20 protein-coding genes are annotated in these 20,030 nt (G+C 55.2%); 19 read left to right on the forward strand and 1 reads right to left on the reverse strand.

What is annotated here, in order from left to right:
- Positions 1-206 precede the first annotated feature (206 nt).
- Together ahcY and metK are read left to right on the forward strand one after the other, a co-directional pair.
- Positions 207-1,643, forward strand: coding sequence for an adenosylhomocysteinase (ahcY, locus tag B4O97_RS11755; RefSeq protein WP_083051042.1), 1,437 nt, complete (start codon positions 207-209; stop codon positions 1,641-1,643).
- A gap of 116 nt (positions 1,644-1,759) precedes the next feature.
- Positions 1,760-2,932, forward strand: a complete 1,173-nt coding sequence (gene metK, locus B4O97_RS11760) for a methionine adenosyltransferase (protein ID WP_083051044.1) — start codon at positions 1,760-1,762, stop codon at positions 2,930-2,932.
- A gap of 56 nt (positions 2,933-2,988) precedes the next feature.
- Here the strand turns inward: metK and B4O97_RS11765 are convergent, their stop codons facing one another.
- A complete protein-coding gene (locus B4O97_RS11765) occupies positions 2,989-3,984 on the reverse strand; it encodes an adenosine kinase (protein ID WP_083051046.1) in 996 nt (331 codons plus the stop codon).
- Between the two features lie 381 nt (positions 3,985-4,365).
- On the opposite strand from B4O97_RS11765, the gene B4O97_RS11770 reads away from it, so the two are divergent.
- The 17 genes from B4O97_RS11770 (at position 4,366) to B4O97_RS11850 (ending at position 19,940) form a co-directional block, all read left to right on the forward strand.
- Positions 4,366-4,884 (forward strand): winged helix-turn-helix transcriptional regulator, encoded by a 519-nt coding sequence (locus B4O97_RS11770; protein WP_233143030.1) that lies wholly within the window; start codon positions 4,366-4,368, stop codon positions 4,882-4,884.
- A gap of 63 nt (positions 4,885-4,947) precedes the next feature.
- Positions 4,948-5,328 carry a GxxExxY protein gene (locus B4O97_RS11775; RefSeq protein ID WP_083051048.1) on the forward strand — a complete coding sequence of 127 codons (381 nt, stop codon included), beginning with the start codon at positions 4,948-4,950 and terminating at the stop codon, positions 5,326-5,328.
- 63 nt (positions 5,329-5,391) lie between these two features.
- Positions 5,392-6,270, forward strand: coding sequence for a methylenetetrahydrofolate reductase [NAD(P)H] (metF, locus tag B4O97_RS11780; RefSeq protein WP_083051049.1), 879 nt, complete (start codon positions 5,392-5,394; stop codon positions 6,268-6,270).
- A 35-nt stretch (positions 6,271-6,305) separates the two neighbouring features.
- Positions 6,306-7,637, forward strand: a complete 1,332-nt coding sequence (locus B4O97_RS11785) for a UDP-glucose dehydrogenase family protein (RefSeq protein ID WP_083051051.1) — start codon at positions 6,306-6,308, stop codon at positions 7,635-7,637.
- Positions 7,634-8,629 carry a mevalonate kinase family protein gene (locus tag B4O97_RS11790; protein ID WP_083051053.1) on the forward strand — a complete coding sequence of 332 codons (996 nt, stop codon included), beginning with the start codon at positions 7,634-7,636 and terminating at the stop codon, positions 8,627-8,629. The genes B4O97_RS11785 and B4O97_RS11790 overlap by 4 nt, the downstream gene beginning before the upstream one ends.
- Positions 8,630-8,646: 17 nt before the next feature.
- Complete coding sequence (gene galU / locus B4O97_RS11795; protein ID WP_083051054.1) at positions 8,647-9,516, forward strand: UTP--glucose-1-phosphate uridylyltransferase GalU; 870 nt, start codon at positions 8,647-8,649, stop codon at positions 9,514-9,516.
- Positions 9,517-9,705: 189 nt separating this feature from the next.
- Positions 9,706-10,572: a glucose-1-phosphate thymidylyltransferase RfbA gene (gene rfbA / locus B4O97_RS11800; RefSeq protein ID WP_083051056.1), complete on the forward strand. Its 867-nt coding sequence runs from the start codon at positions 9,706-9,708 to the stop codon at positions 10,570-10,572.
- 6 nt (positions 10,573-10,578) lie between these two features.
- The gene (gene rfbC / locus B4O97_RS11805; RefSeq protein WP_083051057.1) at positions 10,579-11,118 is read left to right on the forward strand and encodes a dTDP-4-dehydrorhamnose 3,5-epimerase; all 540 of its coding nucleotides are present in this window, start codon (positions 10,579-10,581) and stop codon (positions 11,116-11,118) included.
- Entirely contained in the window at positions 11,115-11,993 is an 879-nt protein-coding gene (gene rfbD / locus B4O97_RS11810) for a dTDP-4-dehydrorhamnose reductase (protein ID WP_083051059.1), read from the forward strand. The genes rfbC and rfbD overlap by 4 nt, the downstream gene beginning before the upstream one ends.
- Positions 11,994-12,051: 58 nt before the next feature.
- Positions 12,052-13,119 carry a dTDP-glucose 4,6-dehydratase gene (gene rfbB, locus B4O97_RS11815; RefSeq protein WP_083051060.1) on the forward strand — a complete coding sequence of 356 codons (1,068 nt, stop codon included), beginning with the start codon at positions 12,052-12,054 and terminating at the stop codon, positions 13,117-13,119.
- Between the two features lie 7 nt (positions 13,120-13,126).
- Positions 13,127-13,762: a hypothetical protein gene (locus B4O97_RS11820; protein WP_083051062.1), complete on the forward strand. Its 636-nt coding sequence runs from the start codon at positions 13,127-13,129 to the stop codon at positions 13,760-13,762.
- Between the two features lie 21 nt (positions 13,763-13,783).
- Positions 13,784-15,277 carry an ABC transporter permease gene (locus B4O97_RS11825; protein WP_083051063.1) on the forward strand — a complete coding sequence of 498 codons (1,494 nt, stop codon included), beginning with the start codon at positions 13,784-13,786 and terminating at the stop codon, positions 15,275-15,277.
- Complete coding sequence (locus B4O97_RS11830) at positions 15,274-16,581, forward strand: ABC transporter permease (RefSeq protein ID WP_083051065.1); 1,308 nt, start codon at positions 15,274-15,276, stop codon at positions 16,579-16,581. The genes B4O97_RS11825 and B4O97_RS11830 overlap by 4 nt, the downstream gene beginning before the upstream one ends.
- 20 nt (positions 16,582-16,601) lie before the next feature.
- Entirely contained in the window at positions 16,602-17,405 is an 804-nt protein-coding gene (locus B4O97_RS11835; protein WP_083051066.1) for an outer membrane lipoprotein-sorting protein, read from the forward strand.
- A gap of 3 nt (positions 17,406-17,408) precedes the next feature.
- A complete protein-coding gene (locus B4O97_RS11840; protein WP_083051068.1) occupies positions 17,409-18,710 on the forward strand; it encodes a hypothetical protein in 1,302 nt (433 codons plus the stop codon).
- Between the two features lie 14 nt (positions 18,711-18,724).
- Positions 18,725-19,459 carry an ABC transporter ATP-binding protein gene (locus B4O97_RS11845; protein WP_083051070.1) on the forward strand — a complete coding sequence of 245 codons (735 nt, stop codon included), beginning with the start codon at positions 18,725-18,727 and terminating at the stop codon, positions 19,457-19,459.
- A 148-nt stretch (positions 19,460-19,607) separates the two neighbouring features.
- Complete coding sequence (locus B4O97_RS11850; RefSeq protein ID WP_083051071.1) at positions 19,608-19,940, forward strand: hypothetical protein; 333 nt, start codon at positions 19,608-19,610, stop codon at positions 19,938-19,940.
- The last annotated feature ends 90 nt before the right edge of the window (positions 19,941-20,030 follow it).

The following is a 20,030-nucleotide window of genomic DNA, read 5'->3' on the forward strand; positions in this document are numbered from 1 at the left end:
CCGAGAATTGGATACCGGAATAAAGTCATAGCAGAAAGCGGATTACCGGAAAAAACTCCGGAAATCCGCTTTTTTTCTTACCGGATTTATAGTAAATAATAGAAGCACCTTCTGCTTTCGTTTTTAACTTCCTGTGGATAAGGTGTTAGCAAAAACCGAAAAAAGAGTAGTCAATAACGTGTGCCCCTGGGTACATTGGAGGAAACATGGAATACATGATCAAGGATATAGGCCTTGCTGAATGGGGCCGAAAAGAGATCGAGATAGCAGAAAAAGAGATGCCCGGCCTGATGGCCATACGTCAGAAATATTCATCGTCAAAGCCCCTGAAAGGGGTAAAGATTACCGGGTCGCTGCACATGACCGTCCAGACCGCGGTGCTGATCGAGACCCTGGTCAGCCTGGGGGCCCGGGTCCGCTGGGCAAGCTGCAATATCTTTTCCACCCAGGACCATGCCGCAGCAGCGGTGGTTGTCGGGCGCCCCGAGGCCGGTGGAAGCGCTAAAAAACCGGCGGGAGTTCCGGTTTTCGCCTGGAAGGGGGAAACCCTGGAGGAGTACTGGGACTGCACCTACAGGGCCTTGAGTTTCGGGGACGGTTCGGGTCCCAATCTTATTGTAGATGACGGCGGGGATGCGACCCTGCTGGTCCATAAGGGATTTGAACTGGAAGAAAGCAGCTCCTGGACAGAGGAACCTGCGGCAAGCCGCGAAGAGGGGGTTGTAAAGAAGCTCCTGAAGCGAATCGAGGCCGAACGGCCGGGATGGTGGAAGACCGTCGTGCCGGAGTTGAAGGGAGTGTCTGAAGAGACCACCACCGGGGTTCATCGGCTCTATCAGCGAAAAGAGGAAGGTACCCTGCTTTTCCCGGCCATCAATGTCAACGATTCGGTTACCAAGAGCAAGTTCGACAACCTCTATGGCTGCCGGGAGTCCCTGGCGGACGGCATCAAGCGGGCCACCGATGTTATGGTGGCGGGCAAGGTTGTGGTTGTCTGCGGATACGGCGATGTCGGCAAGGGCTGCGCCCAGTCCATGCGGGGCTTCGGCGCCCGGGTCATCGTCACCGAGGTTGATCCCATCTGCGCCCTGCAGGCTGCCATGGAGGGATTTCAGGTAACTACCGTGGAGGAGACCCTCGGCGAGGCGGACATCTACGTTACCGCCACGGGGAACCGGGACATCATTACCACCGAGCACATGGCTCGTATGAAGGACCAGGCGATTATCTGCAACATCGGCCACTTTGACAACGAGATCCAGGTGGACAAGCTGAACAGCCTGCCGGGGGTCGAGAAGATTACCATCAAACCCCAGGTAGACAAGTACCTGTACCCCGACGGGCACGCCATCTTTCTGCTCGCCGAAGGACGCCTGGTGAACCTGGGCTGTGCCACCGGACATCCGAGTTTCGTCATGTCCAACTCCTTCTCCAATCAGACCCTGGCACAGCTGGACCTCTGGGAGCATCGGAACGAGTATGACAAGGATGTGTACCGGCTGCCCAAGCGCCTGGACGAGGAGGTCGCCCGGCTTCATCTTGATAAAATCGGCGTAAAGCTCACGAAGATGAGCCCGGAACAGGCTGAGTATATCGGGGTAAAACCGGAAGGGCCCTTTAAACCGGAGCACTACCGCTATTAGTATGTACGGCGGTTGCTGATATTGTAAGTTCGCTGCCCCCTTACCGGAGTTTCCTTTGCTTGCTTGATTTCTCCGGAAGGGGCGTATTGCCTGCTTAAAAAATCTAAGGAGTTTCTATGAAGCAACGAAACTATCTGTTCACCTCTGAAAGCGTATCGGAAGGTCACCCGGACAAGCTGGCTGACCAGGTCTCCGATGCTGTCCTCGACGCCTGTCTGGCGGGAGACCCGGAATCCCGGGTGGCCTGCGAAACCTTTACCACCACCGGTATGGTACTCGTCGGCGGGGAGATCACAACCAACACTTACGTGGATATCCAGGAGATCGCCCGGGGGGTCGCCAAATCCATCGGCTATGACAAGCCGGAGTACGGCCTTGATTTCGAGTCCATGGCGGTTATGAGCACCATTCACAGCCAGAGTCCCGATATAAGCCAGGGAGTATCCGGGCACGGCCTCAAGGAGTATGAAGGCAAGCAGGGCGCCGGCGACCAGGGCATGATGTTCGGTTTTGCCTGCAGGGAGAACGACGAACTCATGCCCGCTCCCATTACCCTGGCCCACAAGCTGCTGATGCATGCGGCCAAAGTGCGGAAAACCGGCAAAATCACCTGGCTGCGGCCGGACTCCAAGAGCCAGGTTACCGTGGAATACGAAGGACATACCCCCAAACGGATCGACACCGTCGTTGTGAGTCATCAGCATGACGAAGGCATCGGTTACGAGGAGCTGAAGGCCGAGATTATCGCCAAGATCATCAAACCGGTGCTTGAGCCCACGGGACTCCTTGCGGAAAATACCCGCTATTTTATCAATCCCACCGGCCGCTTTGTTATCGGCGGACCTCACGGGGATTCTGGGCTCACCGGACGCAAGATAATCGTCGACACCTACGGCGGCATGGGTCGTCACGGTGGCGGTGCCTTCTCGGGCAAGGATCCGAGCAAGGTGGACCGCTCGGCAGCTTATATGGCCCGCTACGCGGCCAAGAACATTGTCGCCGCCGGGCTCTGCGAGCGCTGCGAACTGCAGCTCTCCTACGCCATCGGGGTGCCCGAGCCGGTGAGCATAATGGTGGAGGCTTTCGGTACTGAGAATGTGGCCATCGAAAGGATAGAGAAGGCGGCACGGGAGGTGTTCGATTTCAGTCCCTCGGGGATTATCCGGACCCTGGACCTGATGCGGCCCATTTACCAGGAGACCGCAGCCTACGGCCACTTCGGCCGGGACAGCTTTTCCTGGGAAAAGACCGACAGGGTGGATGACCTGAAAACAGCCTGCGGCGTTTAGATCAGTTACTCAGTAATAAATTCGACCCCGTCCGGGAATGGGCGGGGTTTTTTTATTCAGCCGGAGACTTTCCACTCCCCGGCCTCGAGCCCCTGCCTGACGGCTTCAAACTCCCGGGGACTGAACTGGGCTCCTTTTATCTGGACGATTTTTCCGGCGAGCCATGAAGCGCAGAGACCTGCTTCCCTCGGCCCCAGTCCCTGAATAAGACCGTAGAGAAATCCCGCGGCATACATATCCCCGGCGCCGGTGGAGTCGAGCGCGGTGGCGGGAAAAATGGGAATACTGTATTCAGCGCCGTTTGAATACACAACGGAGCCGTGGCGTCCGTTTTTAATAACCCCGGTATCGCAGCGTTTTTTCAGCGCCGCCAGGCAGCCCTCCATGGAGTCGGATCCGAAAAGGATTCCCGCCTCCTCGCGGTTTGCGAAAAGGATATCCACATGGGAGTCCAGGAGCTGCAGAAACTCGAGCCTGTTGCGGTTTACCGCAAAGGGGTCCGCCGCGTCAAAGACGATTTTTGTGCCTGCGTTACGACAGGCCCCCAGGGCCGCCAGGATGGCCGCTTTCTGGGCGTCCGTATCCCACATGTAGCCGGTAAAGTAGAAGTAGTCGGCGTTTCGAACCAGGTCCAGGTCAAGATCGTCCAGACTGAACTCCCGGTTCGCTCCCAGAAAGGTGTTCATGGTACGTTCCGTATCCGGGGTTATCAGGATTATACTGGAACCGGTGGCCTCCTGACCCCGGGCCAGGGTGGAAGCGGAAGAGAAACTGGCAAGCTGCCGGATATATTCATCCCCTTCCTTGTCGGGGCCCACCTTTCCGCCGAGGACAGCGTCGATCCCCAGGGATGCCAGGGCTATTATGGTGTTGGGGCAGGAACCGCCGCAGCGGTATTCCACCGGTAGTCCTGCGCAGTGAGTGAGGATCCGTGACCGTTCGCTGCTGTCCACAAGGTGCATGGTCCCCTTGGAAAGCCCCAGGGCACTGATGTCTTCTTCGCTGACCTGGATCAGAATGTCTATCAGGGGATTGCCAATTCCGTATACCATCCGGCTGCTCCATTGAATATTATTCAGACTGATTCACAGTATACGGATTCCCGGGATTTCTGAGAAGCCAAAGAGGTCTGATATCTCCTCATAGCCCATTAATAATCCTGTGGAAGCGGCTGAAAATAATCGGAGGATTCCGGGTGATTGATCAGCATAGATCTTGAATAATCAGGCCAGTGTGATATTATTGTTCGTAGTTTGAACAATCCCTGAATTGTTTGCCAACAATATACTCACCGAATTATATCGGCAGTCTGTTTCGGCGGCGTCGACGGTATCGGCGGGGCGCAGCTACTCGGTTTACATGGGGGCACGACATTTTTCGTCCGGTGCCATCAGGTGAACTGTGTGCCCGGTGCGGCAAGTTTGAAAATAACAGTGAACCACGAAGACAAAGAACTGGAAATCCTGGAAAACATCTATCACTCCTCCTCATCCGTACGCCAGCGGGACCTGGCGGAGATTGTCGGGCTCTCCCTGGGCATGACCAACGCGATTCTCAAGCGGCTTGTCAAGAAAGGCCTGCTGACGGTCAGAAAGGTCAATAACAGGAATATCCGCTATGCTGTTTCCCCCGCCGGTGTGGAGGCCATTACCCGCAAAAGCTATCGCTACTTCAAGCGGACCATAAAAAACGTGGTCTTTTACAAGGAGTCCATCGAACGGCTTGTACAGGAAGGGAAAGAGAGCGGTTACGACGGCATCTTCCTCAAAGGCAGGAGTGATCTGGACTTCATTGTCGAGCACAGCTGTATCTCCAACGGTCTCGACTACGTGCGGGACCCTGACAGCTACGTCGGCAGACTCTTCACCATCTACGCAGAAAGCTACATCCCGGACTCCGAAACCCGGGAACAGGGAGCCTCCTTCCTGCAGGAGCTGTTTGTAACACCCTAGGGTTTTGGAACAAGGATGTACAGGATAAGAAGGATATGAAGAAAAACACTCGTGAAAAAGTCTATGGAAACAGATCAGATTACAGAACTAATTATTGGTGCATCCTTTGAGGTAATGAACGAGCTTGGCGCCGGTTTTCTTGAGAAAGTATATGAAAATGCGCTGCTGGCTGAATTAAAAGAACACAGTATTTTCGCTGAACAGCAGAAAGAAATCTGTGTCTGGTACAAGAATAATAGAGTTGGTACATATCTTGCCGATCTTGTGGTTGAAAACTCTGTTATTGTTGAGTTAAAGGCTGTTAACAAGCTTGATGCAGTTCACTCTGCACAGCTTATCAACTACCTGCGGGCGTCTGATTTTGAAACAGGATTGCTGATTAATTTTGGAAATCCAAGGGTTGAAATTAAACGTCTGTTTAACAAGATTTCTTCGAGAGAATAAAGGATTTTATCTTGTTATCCTCCCCATCTTTGTTTCAATATTTCTCGATTTCAAGGAGTTCCCGTGTCGCTTCCAGGTAATCAGCGTGTTAATCATCCGAGCATCAGCTTCGAGTTTTTCCCCCCAAAGACGGAGAAGGGTTTCGCTGCCTTAAAAAGGCGCATCGTCGATGATTTTGTTCCCTTGAAGCCCTCCTACGTTTCCATTACCTACGGGGCCGGCGGCTCCACCCGGGAGCTTACCCGGGAGACAACCCTTGCAATTAACACAGAAACCCGGCTCCCGGTGGTATCCCACCTTACCTGCGTGGGGTCCTCTCGGAACGATATCGCCCAGGTTCTGGATGAGTACCAGGAGGCGGGTATCAGCAATATCCTGGCCCTGCGGGGGGATCCACCAAAGGGAAGCGATGAAAAGACCGGGGACTTTGCCTGGGCCGCGGAACTGGTGGCCTTCGTAAAGAAGGGCTGGCCCGGAATGAACATCGGGGTGGCGGGATTCCCCGAAGGTCATCCGGCTACACCCAATCGCCTTGTGGAAATGGATCACCTGAAAGCCAAGGTCGATGCCGGAGCGGATTATATCTGTACCCAGCTCTTCTTTGATAACCGGGATTTTTTCGATTTTACCGAACGCTGCCGCATTGCGGGCATCAATGTGCCGGTTATCGCGGGAATCATGCCTGTGGTAAGCCGGGCAAACCTGCAGCGAATGGCGGAACTCTCCCCGGGCACCCGCTTTCCCGCAGGCCTTTTAAAGAGCATTGCCAGGACCCGCAGCGACGAACAGGTGGAACGGGTGGGCATACACTGGGCCACCCAGCAGGTCATGGAGCTTCTGGCTGCGGATGTTGCTGGAATTCACCTCTACACCCTGAACCAGTCCCGGGCGGTCCTTGATATCTATCGTGCCCTGGGAATCGAAGATTCACGGCAGCTGTAAAAGCAGAAAGCAAACGCAAATAAGGAATATAGTCTATGGCGGTAAATGTCTGTGTTGTGGGAACCGGGTACGTAGGATTAATCGCGGCCCTGGGTCTCGCCGATTTCGGCAACAGCGTTGTGGGCGTCGATGTGGACGCCAAAAAGATCGAGTCCCTGAACAAGGGTATTCCCACCATCTACGAACCGGGCTGTGAGGAGTACCTGCGCCGGAATCTGGAATCCGGACGTCTGCAGTTTTCCACCGATATCGGCGCCTCCATAGCGCGGGCCGATGTTGTCTTCATCGCCGTGGGAACCCCTCCGAAGGAGGACGGCAGCGCGGATCTGCAATACGTCGAGATGGTCGCCCGCTCGGTGGCGGAGAACCTGGACGGCTACACCGTGGTCGTGACCAAGTCTACCGTACCGGTAGGGACCAACCGCTGGGTTGCAGAACGCATCAAGGCCTTCAACCCCAAAGCGAAGGAGGGGGAAAATTACGATGTGGTCTCCAATCCGGAGTTCCTGCGGGAAGGCAAAGCGGTACAGGACTTCTTCCATCCCGACAGGATCGTCATCGGTACCGGGTCTCCGAAAGCCCGGGAGGTCATGGAGGAGCTCTACCGGGCCCTCTACCTGATCCAGACCCCCTTCGTCTGGTGTTCCCTGGAGACCGCGGAGCTTATAAAATACGCTGCCAACGCCTTCCTGGCGGTTAAGATCACCTTTATCAACCAGATGGCCAACCTGGCCGAAGCGGTGAATGGAGACATCCACCAGATTGCCAAGGCCATGGGCATGGACGGACGCATAAGTCCGAAATTCCTGCATCCCGGACCCGGTTACGGCGGAAGCTGCTTTCCCAAGGACACCAGGGCCATTGTTTCCACCGGAGAGCAGCACGGTGTGGATATGAGCCTGATCAAGTCCGCGGTGGAGGCCAACGATGCCCAGAAGGAGCGGATGGTCGCGAAGCTGGAGGCCATGTTCGAAACGGCCGGCACCCCGGGCCTTGCGGACAAGACCGTTGCGGTGCTGGGGCTGGCCTTCAAGGCTGAGACCGACGATATTCGTGAAACCCCGGCCCTGAACATGGTGGGAAGACTCCTTGAAAAAGGAACCAGGGTACAGGCCCACGATCCCAAGGCGATGGATAATTTCTCCCGGGAGTTCGACGAGGTTCTCTACTGCGCTTCCGAGTTCGATGCCGCCAAAGGGGCGGACGCCCTTGTCATAATGACGGAGTGGAACATCTACCGCAACATCGATACCGACCGGCTCAGGAAGCTGATGAGGGGACGCATAATCCTGGATACCCGCAATGTACTGGATGCAGAACGGGTCAAGGAGGCGGGCTTCCTCTACCAGGGAGTCGGCCGGGGATGATTATAAAGACGGTCTCCTACCCCCGGGCTGCGCTTATAGGGAATCCTTCCGACGGATACTACGGCAAAACCATTGCCTTTACCTTTGCCGACTTCCAGGCAGACATCACCCTCTACCAGAGTCCGGAACTGGAGATCCTTCCCGGCCGGAGGGACACCACCAAGTTTGCCGGCCTGAAGGATCTGGCGGAGGATGTGGCCCATTACGGATACTACGGCGGAGTACGCCTCCTCAAAGCGACCATAAAACGCTTTTACGACTACTGCACCGAACAGGGGATCGATCTTGATGAGCGGAATTTTACCATTCGCTATCACTCTTCCATTCCCCTTCATCTTGGACTTGCGGGTTCCTCTGCGATAATCACCGCCTGCATGCGGGCCCTGATGAACTATTATTCCGTTTCCATTCCCGATCATACCCTTCCGAATCTTGTCCTGTCGGTGGAACGGCAGGAACTGGGCATAGGCGGCGGGCTGCAGGACCGGGTTGCCCAGGCCTATCAGGGAATTGTCTACATGGATTTTGACCGGGGGCTGATGGAGAGCAGGGGCTACGGAGGCTATGAACGCCTGGAACCGGGAAAAATGCCCAGGCTTTTTATCGCCTACAAGCCTGAACTCAGCGAAGGAAGCGAAGTGGTCCACAATGATCTGCGCTACCGCTTCGACAACGGAGAGGAAAAGGTCCTGAAGGCCATGGTACAGTTCGGCGAATACGCCCGGCAGGTACGGGAGATGTTCATCAGCGGAGATTATTCCGATCTCGGCAGGATCATGAACGCCAACTTCGATCTGCGCCGCAGTATCTGCGCCATAAGCAGGGAGAACGAGGCCATGGTGGAGGCCGCCAGAAGCACCGGTGCCTCGGCAAAGTTTACCGGCTCCGGAGGAGCGATTATCGGAACCTATGCCGATGAGGCCCAGTATACGGCGGTAAAAGAGGCCATGCGCGCAATCGGGGCAATCGCCATAAAACCGGAAATCCGCTAAGCAGGAGTTGGACGGCCATGGTCAGAAAAGCAGTTATTCCCGCGGCGGGCTACGGAACCCGCTTTTTGCCGGCGACAAAATCGCAGCCCAAGGAGATGCTCCCGGTTGTCGATACCCCCACCATCCAGTATGTGGTCAACGAAGCGGTGGAATCGGGAATCAAGGATATCCTCCTGATAATCGGCCGGGGAAAACGGGCCATCGAGGAGCATTTTGCCCGGAACTATGAGCTCGAAGAGCTTCTGAAGGCCAAGGGTAAGGAAGAGGAACTCAGGCTGATCCAGGCTGTACCCGGGGACGTGAACATCCATTTTGTCTGGCAGCATGAACAGAACGGACTGGGAGACGCCATACGCTATGCCCGGGACCACGTGGGAAACGAGCCCTTTGCGGTACTGCTGGGGGATACTGTCCTCGAGAGCAGCGAGGAGCGCCCGGTAACCCGGCAGCTGATGGATGTCTACAATCGCTATGAGGAACTTGTCGTCGCCCTGGAGGAGGTTCCGAGGGAGCGGGTCAGCAGGTACGGCGTAATCGACGGAAAGGAGATCGGCTCAGGAGTCTATCTGGTGGAAGACATGGTGGAAAAACCCTCTCCCGCCGAAACTCCGTCAAATCTGGTGATAGCCAGCCGCTATATACTGCCGCCGGAAATTTTCCGGGCCCTTGAGAATACGAAACCCGGAAAGGGCGGCGAGATCCAGCTGACCGACGCCATGCGTATTCTGCTCGCCGACCGGGCCATGTACGGCTATCGCTTCAAGGGCCGGCGTCATGATCTGGGGGACAAGCTGGAGTTTCTCAAGACCAGCATTCTCTATGCCCTCAAGCGGGAGGATATGCGGGATCCCCTTCTTGCATGGATGAGGGATCTTGTGCAAAATTGATTACAGGTAAATAATTATGGGTACCTCTAAAAACTACTCTTTTCCCCATATCCTGTGTCGTCAAGATCTCCCGCGGTCCTCAACTCTTGTTACCACAAGAGTCTGCGGGCGCTACAAAATCTTTCCTCCTTGACTATGGTAAAAATACCACGTTTTTAGAGATGCCCTATAGTAAAAAAGGTGGCAAGCATGAAAGCGATTATACTCTCCGGCGGGACGGCAACCCGGCTGTTTCCGTCGACCCTAGCAATCTCCAAGCAGATTCTGCCGGTCTACGACAAACCCATGATCTATTACCCCCTGTCGACGCTGATGCTGGCAGGTATCCGGGAGGTACTGATCATCTCCACTCCCCGGGACATTGGCCCCTTTGAAGAGCTGCTGGGAGACGGGAAAGCCCTGGGGATGTCCTTCTCCTACGCGGTGCAGGAGAAACCCCGGGGGCTGGCGGACGCATTTATCGTGGGTCAGGATTTTATCGGCGGCGACCGGGTCGCCATGATCCTTGGAGACAACATGTTCTACGGTCAGGGATTCAGCGCCATGCTTAAAAAAGCCGCAGAGCGCGAGGAGGGGGCCACGATCTTCGGCTACCCGGTAAAGGACCCCCGGGCCTACGGCGTGGTGGAGTTCGACACAGAGGGCAATGTGCTCTCCATTGAGGAGAAACCAGAGCAGCCGAAATCCCGCTATGCCGTTCCGGGCCTCTATTTTTACGACAATGACGTGGTGGAAATCGCGAAGAAAACGCAACCCTCCGCCCGGGGGGAGATCGAGATCACCAGCGTGAATAACGAATACCTGCGGCGGGGAAAACTGAAGGTGGAACTTTTCGGACGCGGTTTTGCCTGGCTCGATACCGGGAACCCCGCGGACCTTCTGAACGCGGCCAACTTTATCGAGACCGTGCAGACCCGGCAGGGTATGTACGTTGCCTGCATCGAGGAGATCGCCTTTAACAACGGCTGGATAGATAAAGAAGGCCTCCTCAAACAGGCTGAAGCCCTGGGCAAAACCGACTATGCCGGATATCTGCGTTCCCTTGTCCGGGAGTGACACTGTATGCCCTTCAGTTTTTTTTCCGGAGAGCTTCCCGGACTTATAATAATAGAACCCCGGGTTTTCCCGGATGACCGGGGCTTTTTTCTGGAAACCTTCAAGGAGTCTGATTTTACCCCGGCAGGGATTTCCGGCCCCTTTGTTCAGGACAACCACTCCCGCTCATCCCGCGGTGTCCTGAGGGGTCTTCATTTTCAGAAAGAACCCCACGCCCAGGGGAAACTTGTGCGGGTAAGCCGCGGCGTGGCCTGGGATGTTGCGGTGGATTTGCGAAATAGCTCCCCTGCGTATGGAAAGTGGACTGCCCTGGAGCTCTCGGAAGATAATCAGCGCATGGTCTATATTCCCCCCGGTTTCGCCCACGGTTTTCTTGCCCTGGAGGACGATACCGAGCTTCAGTACAAATGCACCGCCGAATACAAGGGCGACGCCGATGCCGGCGTCCGCTGGGACGATCCGGATATCGCGATAGACTGGCCCTTTACCGACGTAATCGTGTCTGAAAAGGACATGAGCCTGCCGTATCTGAAGGACCTTGCGTGATCTGGATAATCGGCAACCAGGGTATGCTGGGAAAGGAGCTCTCCCGCTATTTTGATGAAGCCGGCCTTCCACACGTCGGGAGTGACCGGGAGGTCAGCATTCTCGAACCATCAGCCCTGCGGAACTTTACGAAGAAGCATAGACCTGACTGGATCGTCAACTGCTCGGCCTATACCGCGGTGGACAAGGCGGAGGAGGAAGAGTCTTCAGCCTTCGCGCTGAACCGGGACGGCCCTGCATATATTGCCGAAGCTGCCGCAGATCATAACATCCCGCTTATCCACATATCCACAGACTACGTTTTTGACGGCAGCTCTGCCGAACCCCTGGCTGAAGACGCTGCCACAGGTCCGCAGAGCGTCTACGGAAGAAGCAAGCTGGCGGGAGAAGAGGCGGTCCGGAAGATAACGGAACGGCACTTTATTATCCGCACCGCCTGGCTCTACGGGGAATTCGGCAGTAACTTTGTCTACACCATGCTGAAACTGATGGAGAGTCGGGACAGCATCAAGGTGGTGAATGATCAGAAAGGCTCTCCCACCTGGGCGCGGGAACTCGCCCTGCTTATCTCTGTAATTATCGGCTCAGGAAGTACAGCATATGGCACCTACCACTTTTCCGGCGAGGGAGAGTGCAGCTGGTACGGCTTTGCCCGGGAGATTTACCGCCTGGGCAGGGAAAAAGGTGTACTTACCTCGGAATGCGAAATAAACCCCTGCCCGTCTTCGGAGTTTCCCACTCCCGCCAGACGGCCCCGCTATTCCCTGCTTTGCAAGGAGAAAGTCAAGCGAGAATTTGGCCTTGAGATACCGGACTGGAAAGACTCATTGGCCGAGTTCTTTTCCTCTGCGGATATTCCGCTGAATGCGGTATGAAAAGCAGAGATCTAAGGATGGATACAATCGAAGATTCCATATGGGGAGTAAAAATAGTATGAGATCATTGAAAAGTGTACTGGTTACCGGCGGGGCGGGTTTTATCGGGGTCAATTTTATCCGCTATCTCTTTGAGAAGGCTGGTTTTACCGGCAGACTCGTTAATCTTGACATGCTGACCTACGCGGGAAACCCTGCGAGTCTTGCGGATTTCGAAGAGAAGTATCCTGAACGCTACATTTTTGTCCGGGGCGACATCCGGGATCGAAAGACGGTGGAGCGGATTTTTACCGAGCATGCAATTGATACGGTGGTCCACTTTGCCGCCGAAAGCCACGTGGACCGCTCGATCCTGGGTCCTGAGGCCTTCATAAGCACTAACGTTATGGGTACCTTTACCCTGCTGGAGGCTGCCCGGAACTCCTGGAACGGCAGCCATGAGGTGCTGTTCCATCACGTCAGCACCGATGAGGTCTACGGCTCTCTGGGAGAGGAAGGCTACTTTACCGAGACTACCCCCTACGACCCCCGGAGTCCCTATTCGGCGAGCAAGGCGGGGAGCGATCATCTCGTGCAGGCCTATCATCATACCTACGGACTGCCGGTAACCCTGTCAAACTGTTCCAATAATTACGGACCCTACCAGTTTCCGGAGAAACTGATTCCCCTGATGATCATGAACATGCTGGAAGGAAAAGCCCTGCCGGTGTACGGGGACGGAAAAAACATCCGGGACTGGCTCTATGTGGAAGACCATGCCTCGGCTGTCTGGCAGGTCATCCGGGATGCCCCTGCGGGAGAGAGCTACAACGTGGGGGGCGAGAACGAGTGGGAAAACATTACCCTTCTTAATCGCCTGATAGAAATAGTGGCGGCAAAAAGCGGAAAAGACCCGGAAAGAATCCGGCAGACCATTACCTATGTAAAAGACCGGCCCGGCCACGACCGCCGCTACGCCATTGATTGCGAAAAAATCAAGCGGGACCTGGGCTGGAAACAGTCGGTCAGCTTTGAAGAGGGATTGTCCCGTACTGTCGACTGGTATTTGAACAATCCGGAATGGACCGAATCCATACGAAGCGGCGAGTACCAGGACTGGATAGCAAAGAATTACGGCAGCCGTTAGAATAAGCATGCGATTTATCGGAATTTTTCTTCTCTTCTCATGTCTGGTGTTTACTGCCTCCGCGGAGGACGATCAGCTTGATCTCATTCTTTCGAATATCAGCGGCGAATCAGGCGTTCTGCGTCCGCTTGATCTTGAAATTCTTACCAGGATGCTGGAATATGCCGATAAACAGGGAAAGACGATTTTTGAGCTTCTGAATGAATCGTTCCTCTATCTGCAGGACCGGGGTCTTCGGATCCGACTGGACGGTGATGATCTGCGGGACCTTAACAGCCGCTTTGAGCTTGGGGGAAGGCGGGTAAATACGCTGCTGCCGGTGGAGAAGATCGATCATATCGAGATAGGGTCTGTTCTTCAGAAAAATCAGGCGGCCATGGAGGTTTTTCTCTTTGAAAAACACTCCGATTTTCTTGAGCTGGGGGATTTTTACCTTTCCGAGCACTTCGGTTTTACGGGCCTTGAAGAAGGCTGGTACCGCGGAGGCTTCGGCGTCAAGGTCAGGTACCTGTTCATGTCCCTGGAGCTCGAGGCACTGAACCTCTACGAAGAACGGAAGATCGCCATCTGGGTACAGGGATTTCCCCGGCCCAAACGCTGGCGGATAGATCCCATCAGGGAACGGAGAGATTTTTCTGAGTAAGTATAATCAAAAGGACATTCAATGCTCTTTTCTCTAGCCTTCCGCAATGTGATACGCAATATAAGGCGCCTGGGACCGATGATCTTCAGTCTGGTCCTTATTTTCTGCCTGCTGGTTATCGGAAACGCGGTACTCAACACAACGGTGGAATCCCTGTATCGGGTCTATGCCCGGAACATTACGGGGGATTTTACCGTTGGTCCCGTGGCGGAGGACAACTTTACCGTCTTCGGCTCCGACCAGCTCCTGGTGGGACAGTACCTTATTCCCCCGACGCTGATCGATTTTCCCGAAATGCAGGAACTCGTCGCCTCCTGGCCGGAAATCAGGGCCACCGCCGGCTTGATAACTTCCGGAGCACGGATACAGTTTGAGGGCAGTTCCCAGGATTCCACCGTTTTCGGGGTTGATTTTACCGATTACCCTGAGCTTGTACCCGGCCTGCGTCTGGAGGAGGGATCCTTTCCCGAAGCGGGCAAACCGGGTATCGTGCTGCAGAAACAGAGCGCCCTCGGCAGAATGGAAGAGATCGTCGGTAAAAGCGTTCTTCTGGCCTCCGGGCTGGGAAGGAGCTTTACCCTGCGGGAGGTCCCCGTTACCGGGCTCATGAGCTACCCCGTGCGGGACTCCATGCTGGACAGCGTGGTCCTGGTGGATTCCAATACCGCCCGGGCCCTGAACGGATACCTCTACAGCTCCGTGGATACGGAGGATTTTTCCCGGGAGGATCAGTCGGCCCTGGCCTCCGACCTCGACAGCCTTTTCGGCGGGGGCGGCGATGACGCCTTTTTTGGAGAGCAGACGGAAAGCCCGGTCGATGAAGGGGATTCCGGGGCCATCGATCCCGCGGCTCTGCTGGCCGGTGATGCCGCTGAACAGCCGGAGACTTCAGTGCCTGTCGATATTCCCGGCGTATCGGAGTCAAAAGACGACGGAGCCTGGAACTTTCTGCTTGTCTCTCTGTATAAGCCCGGAGATGCAAAAGCGGTAATGTCCCGGCTGAGCGGCGAGGGATTCAACCCGGACAGGGGATATCTGGTACGGGACTGGAGCAAAAGCGTCGGCGGAACCGCCCTGCTGGCTCAGTTTCTCCAGCTCATGCTGAATATAGGCCTCATGTTCGTCTCCCTGGGGGCGGTAATCATTACCACCAACGCCCTGTTGCTTTCGGTGCTGGAACGGACCGGAGAAATCGGCACCCTGCGGGCCATGGGAGCCAGCCGGCCGCGTATATCCGTGATGATCTTTATCGAGACCCTGGTGGTTGTTTTCGGGAGCGCCCTGGTCGGCATAGCCCTGGGACGAATAGCTGTCGAACTGCTGAATGCCCTGGGGATCGTGGTGGACAATCCCTATATCCGGATACTCTTCGGCGGAGATCCTGTCCGCGGCAATGTTACCCCGGGTCTCGTGGGCGGTCACCTGTTCGTTGCCCTGGTCCTGACCCTGCTGTCGATGATCTATCCTCTGAAACGTGCCCTGAGCATAGATCCGGTGGAGGCGATGTCGAAATGAAGGGACTTATTTTTGCCGCCTGGCGTAATTTTACCCGTAATCTCAAACGCTACCGGGTCCTGCTGATCGCGCTGGTTCTGATTACCGCTGTTCTGCTTGTTTTAATGGGTGTGGTACTGGGCCTGAGGGACGGACTCTACCAGAAGGCCAGCCGCTATTTTTCCGGCAACATCGTTGTGCTGGGCTACATCGGCGACGGGGATTCGGTTATCGAAGAGCCTGAAAAGGTGGTGGAAGCGGTCCATGCCCTCGAGGAGCGGGGCTTTTCCCTTAAGACCTACTCCCGGCGAAGCAGTTATTATGACAGGAAGAACATAGAACTTTTCTTTTCCGGGTACTATATTAATCAGCGTCGTATGGTTGGTGTTGAGTGGGAACTTGAAGCGCCTGTTCTCAGGGGATTTGACTTTTTCTCCGGCGGTGTACCTGCCGTTGAAGATGAGTCGGCGATACTGATATCCACCGCCACTGCGGAGAAGCTGAACATCGACGTGGGTGACGAGCTGCTGGTTTCCATAGAGAGCGACCGGGGCCGGACCAACACGGCGGAACTGATTGTCTCCGGAATCTTTTCAGAATCCTCCTTTTTCGGCTACCAGATATATGTGCACCGAAAGACCCTTAACCGACTTCGGGAGGTTCCGGCGGACGAGATAAACGAGATCGGGGTCTATCTTGAAGATCCCCTCAGGACCGAGGATTCCGCAGCCCGGGCCCTTGTGGGGGAGCTTGAAAAATCCCTCCCCACCTTCGGGGTAATAAAAACCCGGGATGAATACAGCGATCAGTCCCGTAAGGATCACGGTCAGAGAAGCTACGGCGTTGTGAGCGTCGGGGCTCAGCTTGCGGAGATCGATGACCTTCTGAACGCCATGACCATGATCGCCGGTCTTGTCATTCTCATGTTTTTATGTATTGTTGTGGTGGGGGTGGGAAACACCTTTTCCATGATTGTCTGGGAACGGACCAGGGAAATCGGAACCCTGCGGGCCCTGGGAATGCAGCGTGAGCGGGCTGTGCTGACCTTTCTTGCGGAAGCGGGTTTTCTGGGACTTGGCAGCGTCCTGCTCGGTCTTCTTCTGGGGACCGCCGTACTTGAGCTTGTGCATCAGGTCTTGCGATTTCCTGCAAATCTTGTAACTACCCTTTTTCTCACCCGGGGACGGCTGGAATGGCTGATGCCTCCCTGGGCGGTGGCGTCGATTTCCCTGCTCGTTATCGGGGCCTGTGTTCTCGGAAGCCTGCGGGCGGCCCTGAAGGCAGGTCAGATGAGCCCCGTCGAAGCCCTGAGTCACCAGAAATAGCAGCAGAATGGAGTACTTGTATGAGTATAATGAATAGAAACAGAATCGGATTAATCCTGGTAGCGGGCATATTCTTTCTCGGAGGAGCTTTCCAGGTCTTTGGAAACTCCTTCAGCCTGGAAGAGAGCCGCCGGATCCTCAGCATGGTGGACGCCCTTGTCAGCTACGAGGAGTACGATTTTTCCGGAGAATACACGATCATCGACGATAAACCCGGCCAGGGGACAAGCCGCACAAAAACGACGATTTTCAGGCGTGACCGGCAGAATACCTACACCATCATCGTAATGGAACCGGACAGCGACAAGGGAAAGGGCTACCTCCGGCAGGGCGACATGCTCTGGCTCTACGACCCGGTTCCCCGCAGGTTTACCGTAACCAGCGCAAGGGACCGGTTTCAGAACAGCAACGCCCGGAATTCGGACTTTACCAAATCAACCCTTGCACAGGACTACCGTATTATCGCCCACAGTACCGAGAAACTCGGTGCCTACCATACGGATGTGTACGACCTTGAAGCCCTGACGGATGAAGTGAGCTACCCGAAGATGAAGATCTGGATTGACCAGGACAATCTTGTACGGAAGACGGAAGACTACAGCCTTTCCGGCCGGCACATGCGGACCACCGCCATTCTGGATTATACCCGCATACGGGACAGATATGTTCCCGTCCGTATCGTAATTCAGGATGAGCTGCGGGGACGGGAGGTCAACGGGCAGTTCAAGAATTACCGGACCCTTATCTCCGTGGCGAAACCTTCCTTCCAGGAGCTTCCTGATATGGTCTTTACCAAGGCCTACATCGAACGGGTCAGTAACTGATCCGTGGGACGGCGCATTGTAACCTTAGGCCTTATTGTTGTTGGAGTCTGTTTTTTTTCCGCCCCCCTCCTGTATTCCCAGCAGAATGACCAGGAGCAGGAGAGCGTAAATATCGATGACCTCTTCGATATGGACCCCGAAGAGGTGTGGGACCCTGACGAGAATGCCCCAAAAGAGGAAGAGCCGGCAGGGATAGACCTTGAAGAGCTGACCACCGCTCCTCCGGATATACGGGGAGTCGTCAATGCCGGTGTCGGTCTCGGTATAGGACTGATCGAATGGCCCGGGAGCAATGAGGCCGACGGTCGGAGTACCCAGGAACTGACCCGCTTTTCCGGATTTTATTCCACAACCTCGGCCATAACCGTGGATGCCAGGCCGGAACCTCATCTAAGGTTTCACGGCAGCCTGGAAACCTCCCTTGATGCCGATACCCTGGAGTTCAAGAATCCCTATATCAGCGAACTGTTTATTGATTATACCCTGAACAATACCTTTTTCTTCCGGGTCGGAAAGCAGGAGCTTACCTGGGGGCAGGCCCTTCTGCTGGAGAATCCCGCCGACCTTGTATATCGTCTGGACGAAGGCGTGGGCGTACGGGGATCTGCTCCCGTGGGTCCGGGAACCGCGGAAGCTGTGGTCTACAGCAAGGCCAGATGGATCAGCGAGGATTTTGACAATACCGATCCCCGGGCCTTCGCGTACGCCGGTCAGTGGGCCATGAGCAGAGGTTCGTTTTTTCTGGGTTTCTCCGGGCATTACAAGATGAAGGATGATGAAGAAGGCGATCTGGCTACTGCGGCCTCCCTCTCTTTCGGTCTTGGACCCTTTGCCGTGGCCGGCGACTTTGTACAGCACTGGAAAACGCCGGAAGAGCTAGAGCCCGCTGACTGCTGGGATGCTCTGGGACAGATCATCTGGCAGAGTCCGAATCAGAGCTGGACTATTCTGGGAGAGTACTGGTTCGACTCCGAGATTATTGATTACAGCGGGCATTATGCCGGCCTGGGAATAAAACCGCCGAAGATATTCGGCAACAAGTGGCAGCCAGGTTTTACCTGGAAGCATGCCTTTCAGGACGAGTCGGGAGAAGTGGTGCTTGCCATGAGCGGAAAAGTCGCCCCCAACCTGCGGCTGACCCTGGGCGTTCCGGTTATCTACGGAGCGCCGGGTTCGTATTACCGGGAGGAGCTTGTCGAGCAGGTGGAAGAGGACGAGGTCCCCCTGGAATCCGATGATGCCCGTATTCCGGTGGATAATGTGGTGAGTTTTCTGATCTCGTTGAGTTTCAGTTATTCATTCTAAAAAGGGTGTAATTCATGAATAATCCCGAGAATCAGGTAAAGGAAAAGAGTAAAAACGCAGCCCCGGCCACGGAGCTGAGCAGCGTCTGGAAGATATACCACCTGGGAAAGACCGAGGTTCCCGCCATAAAGGGGGTGGACCTCAGTATAAAAGAGGGTGATTTTGCAACCATCGCCGGGCCCAGCGGCAGCGGAAAATCGACGCTGCTGAACCTTATCGGCTGCATCGACGTACCCAGCCGCGGGGAGGTAAAGGTCGTTGGACACGATACCTCCTCCTTGAGCGACAGCGAGATAACACGGCTCCGTCACAGGGCCATCGGTTTTATTTTTCAGTCCTTTAACCTGATGCCGGTGCTGAACATCTACGAGAACGTGGAGTTTCCCCTGCTGCTGGGGCCCAAACCCCCGCCCAAAGCGGAACGCCGGGAATACGCGGACTACCTTATTGAGCAGGTGGGGCTTACGGAGTGGCGTAAACACCGGCCCAACGAGCTCTCCGGCGGCCAGAGGCAGCGGGTGGCAATCGCCCGAGCCCTGGTTACAAAACCCTCCATAGTCCTGGCGGATGAACCCACGGCAAACCTGGATTCGAAGACCGGTACAGCCATTATCGAGCTTATGAAAAGCATAAACGCCGAGCTGTCCACAACCTTCATATTCTCGACCCACGACCCTACAATCGTGGATATAGCAGACCATGTCATACGCCTGCACGACGGCGAGGTTACCGAAGAACTGCGGCGGTAAGCGGAGTTTTATTGCCGAGGCGCTGAGGGTGCGGAGAGGAAACTACTGGGGCTATTTAGTAGTTCTCTCGGAATAAATTCAGGTATATTTGAAATCAGGAAATGATTCTTCGGGTTGTATAAGGAATGAACAATTCGAGGAGTTTTAGGTGGGAGATCCGGCAATGACCATTGGTCCTGAAGAACTGCAGAAAATCGGCGATTATGTGCGGCTGCATCTGGCTGAATGGATGGGGAACGTCCGCAGCGAACGGGACACTGGCCTTATGGAACGGTCGATCAGGATCGAAGAGGAACTGAAAGCCCAGCGACAGATCATGGAAACCCGCTTTGAGGCCATGGACAGGCGTTTTGAATCCATGGACGCTCGTTTTGAAGCCATACAGAAGCAGATGGACGTACGCTTCACCAGCATGCAGTGGATGATGGGGTTGGGCTTTACCCTGACGGCGGCCCTTATGGGGGTGTTCAACTTTTTCTGACGTGGTGTTGGAACAAAGATGGGGATGATGGGAAGGATAGAGAAGAATTCTTTTTCCACAGAGGCTCCGAGGGCTCGGAGAGGAGAACCA

This window comes from Marispirochaeta aestuarii, assembly GCF_002087085.1.
GTDB classification, from domain to species: Bacteria; Spirochaetota; Spirochaetia; order JC444; family Marispirochaetaceae; genus Marispirochaeta; species Marispirochaeta aestuarii.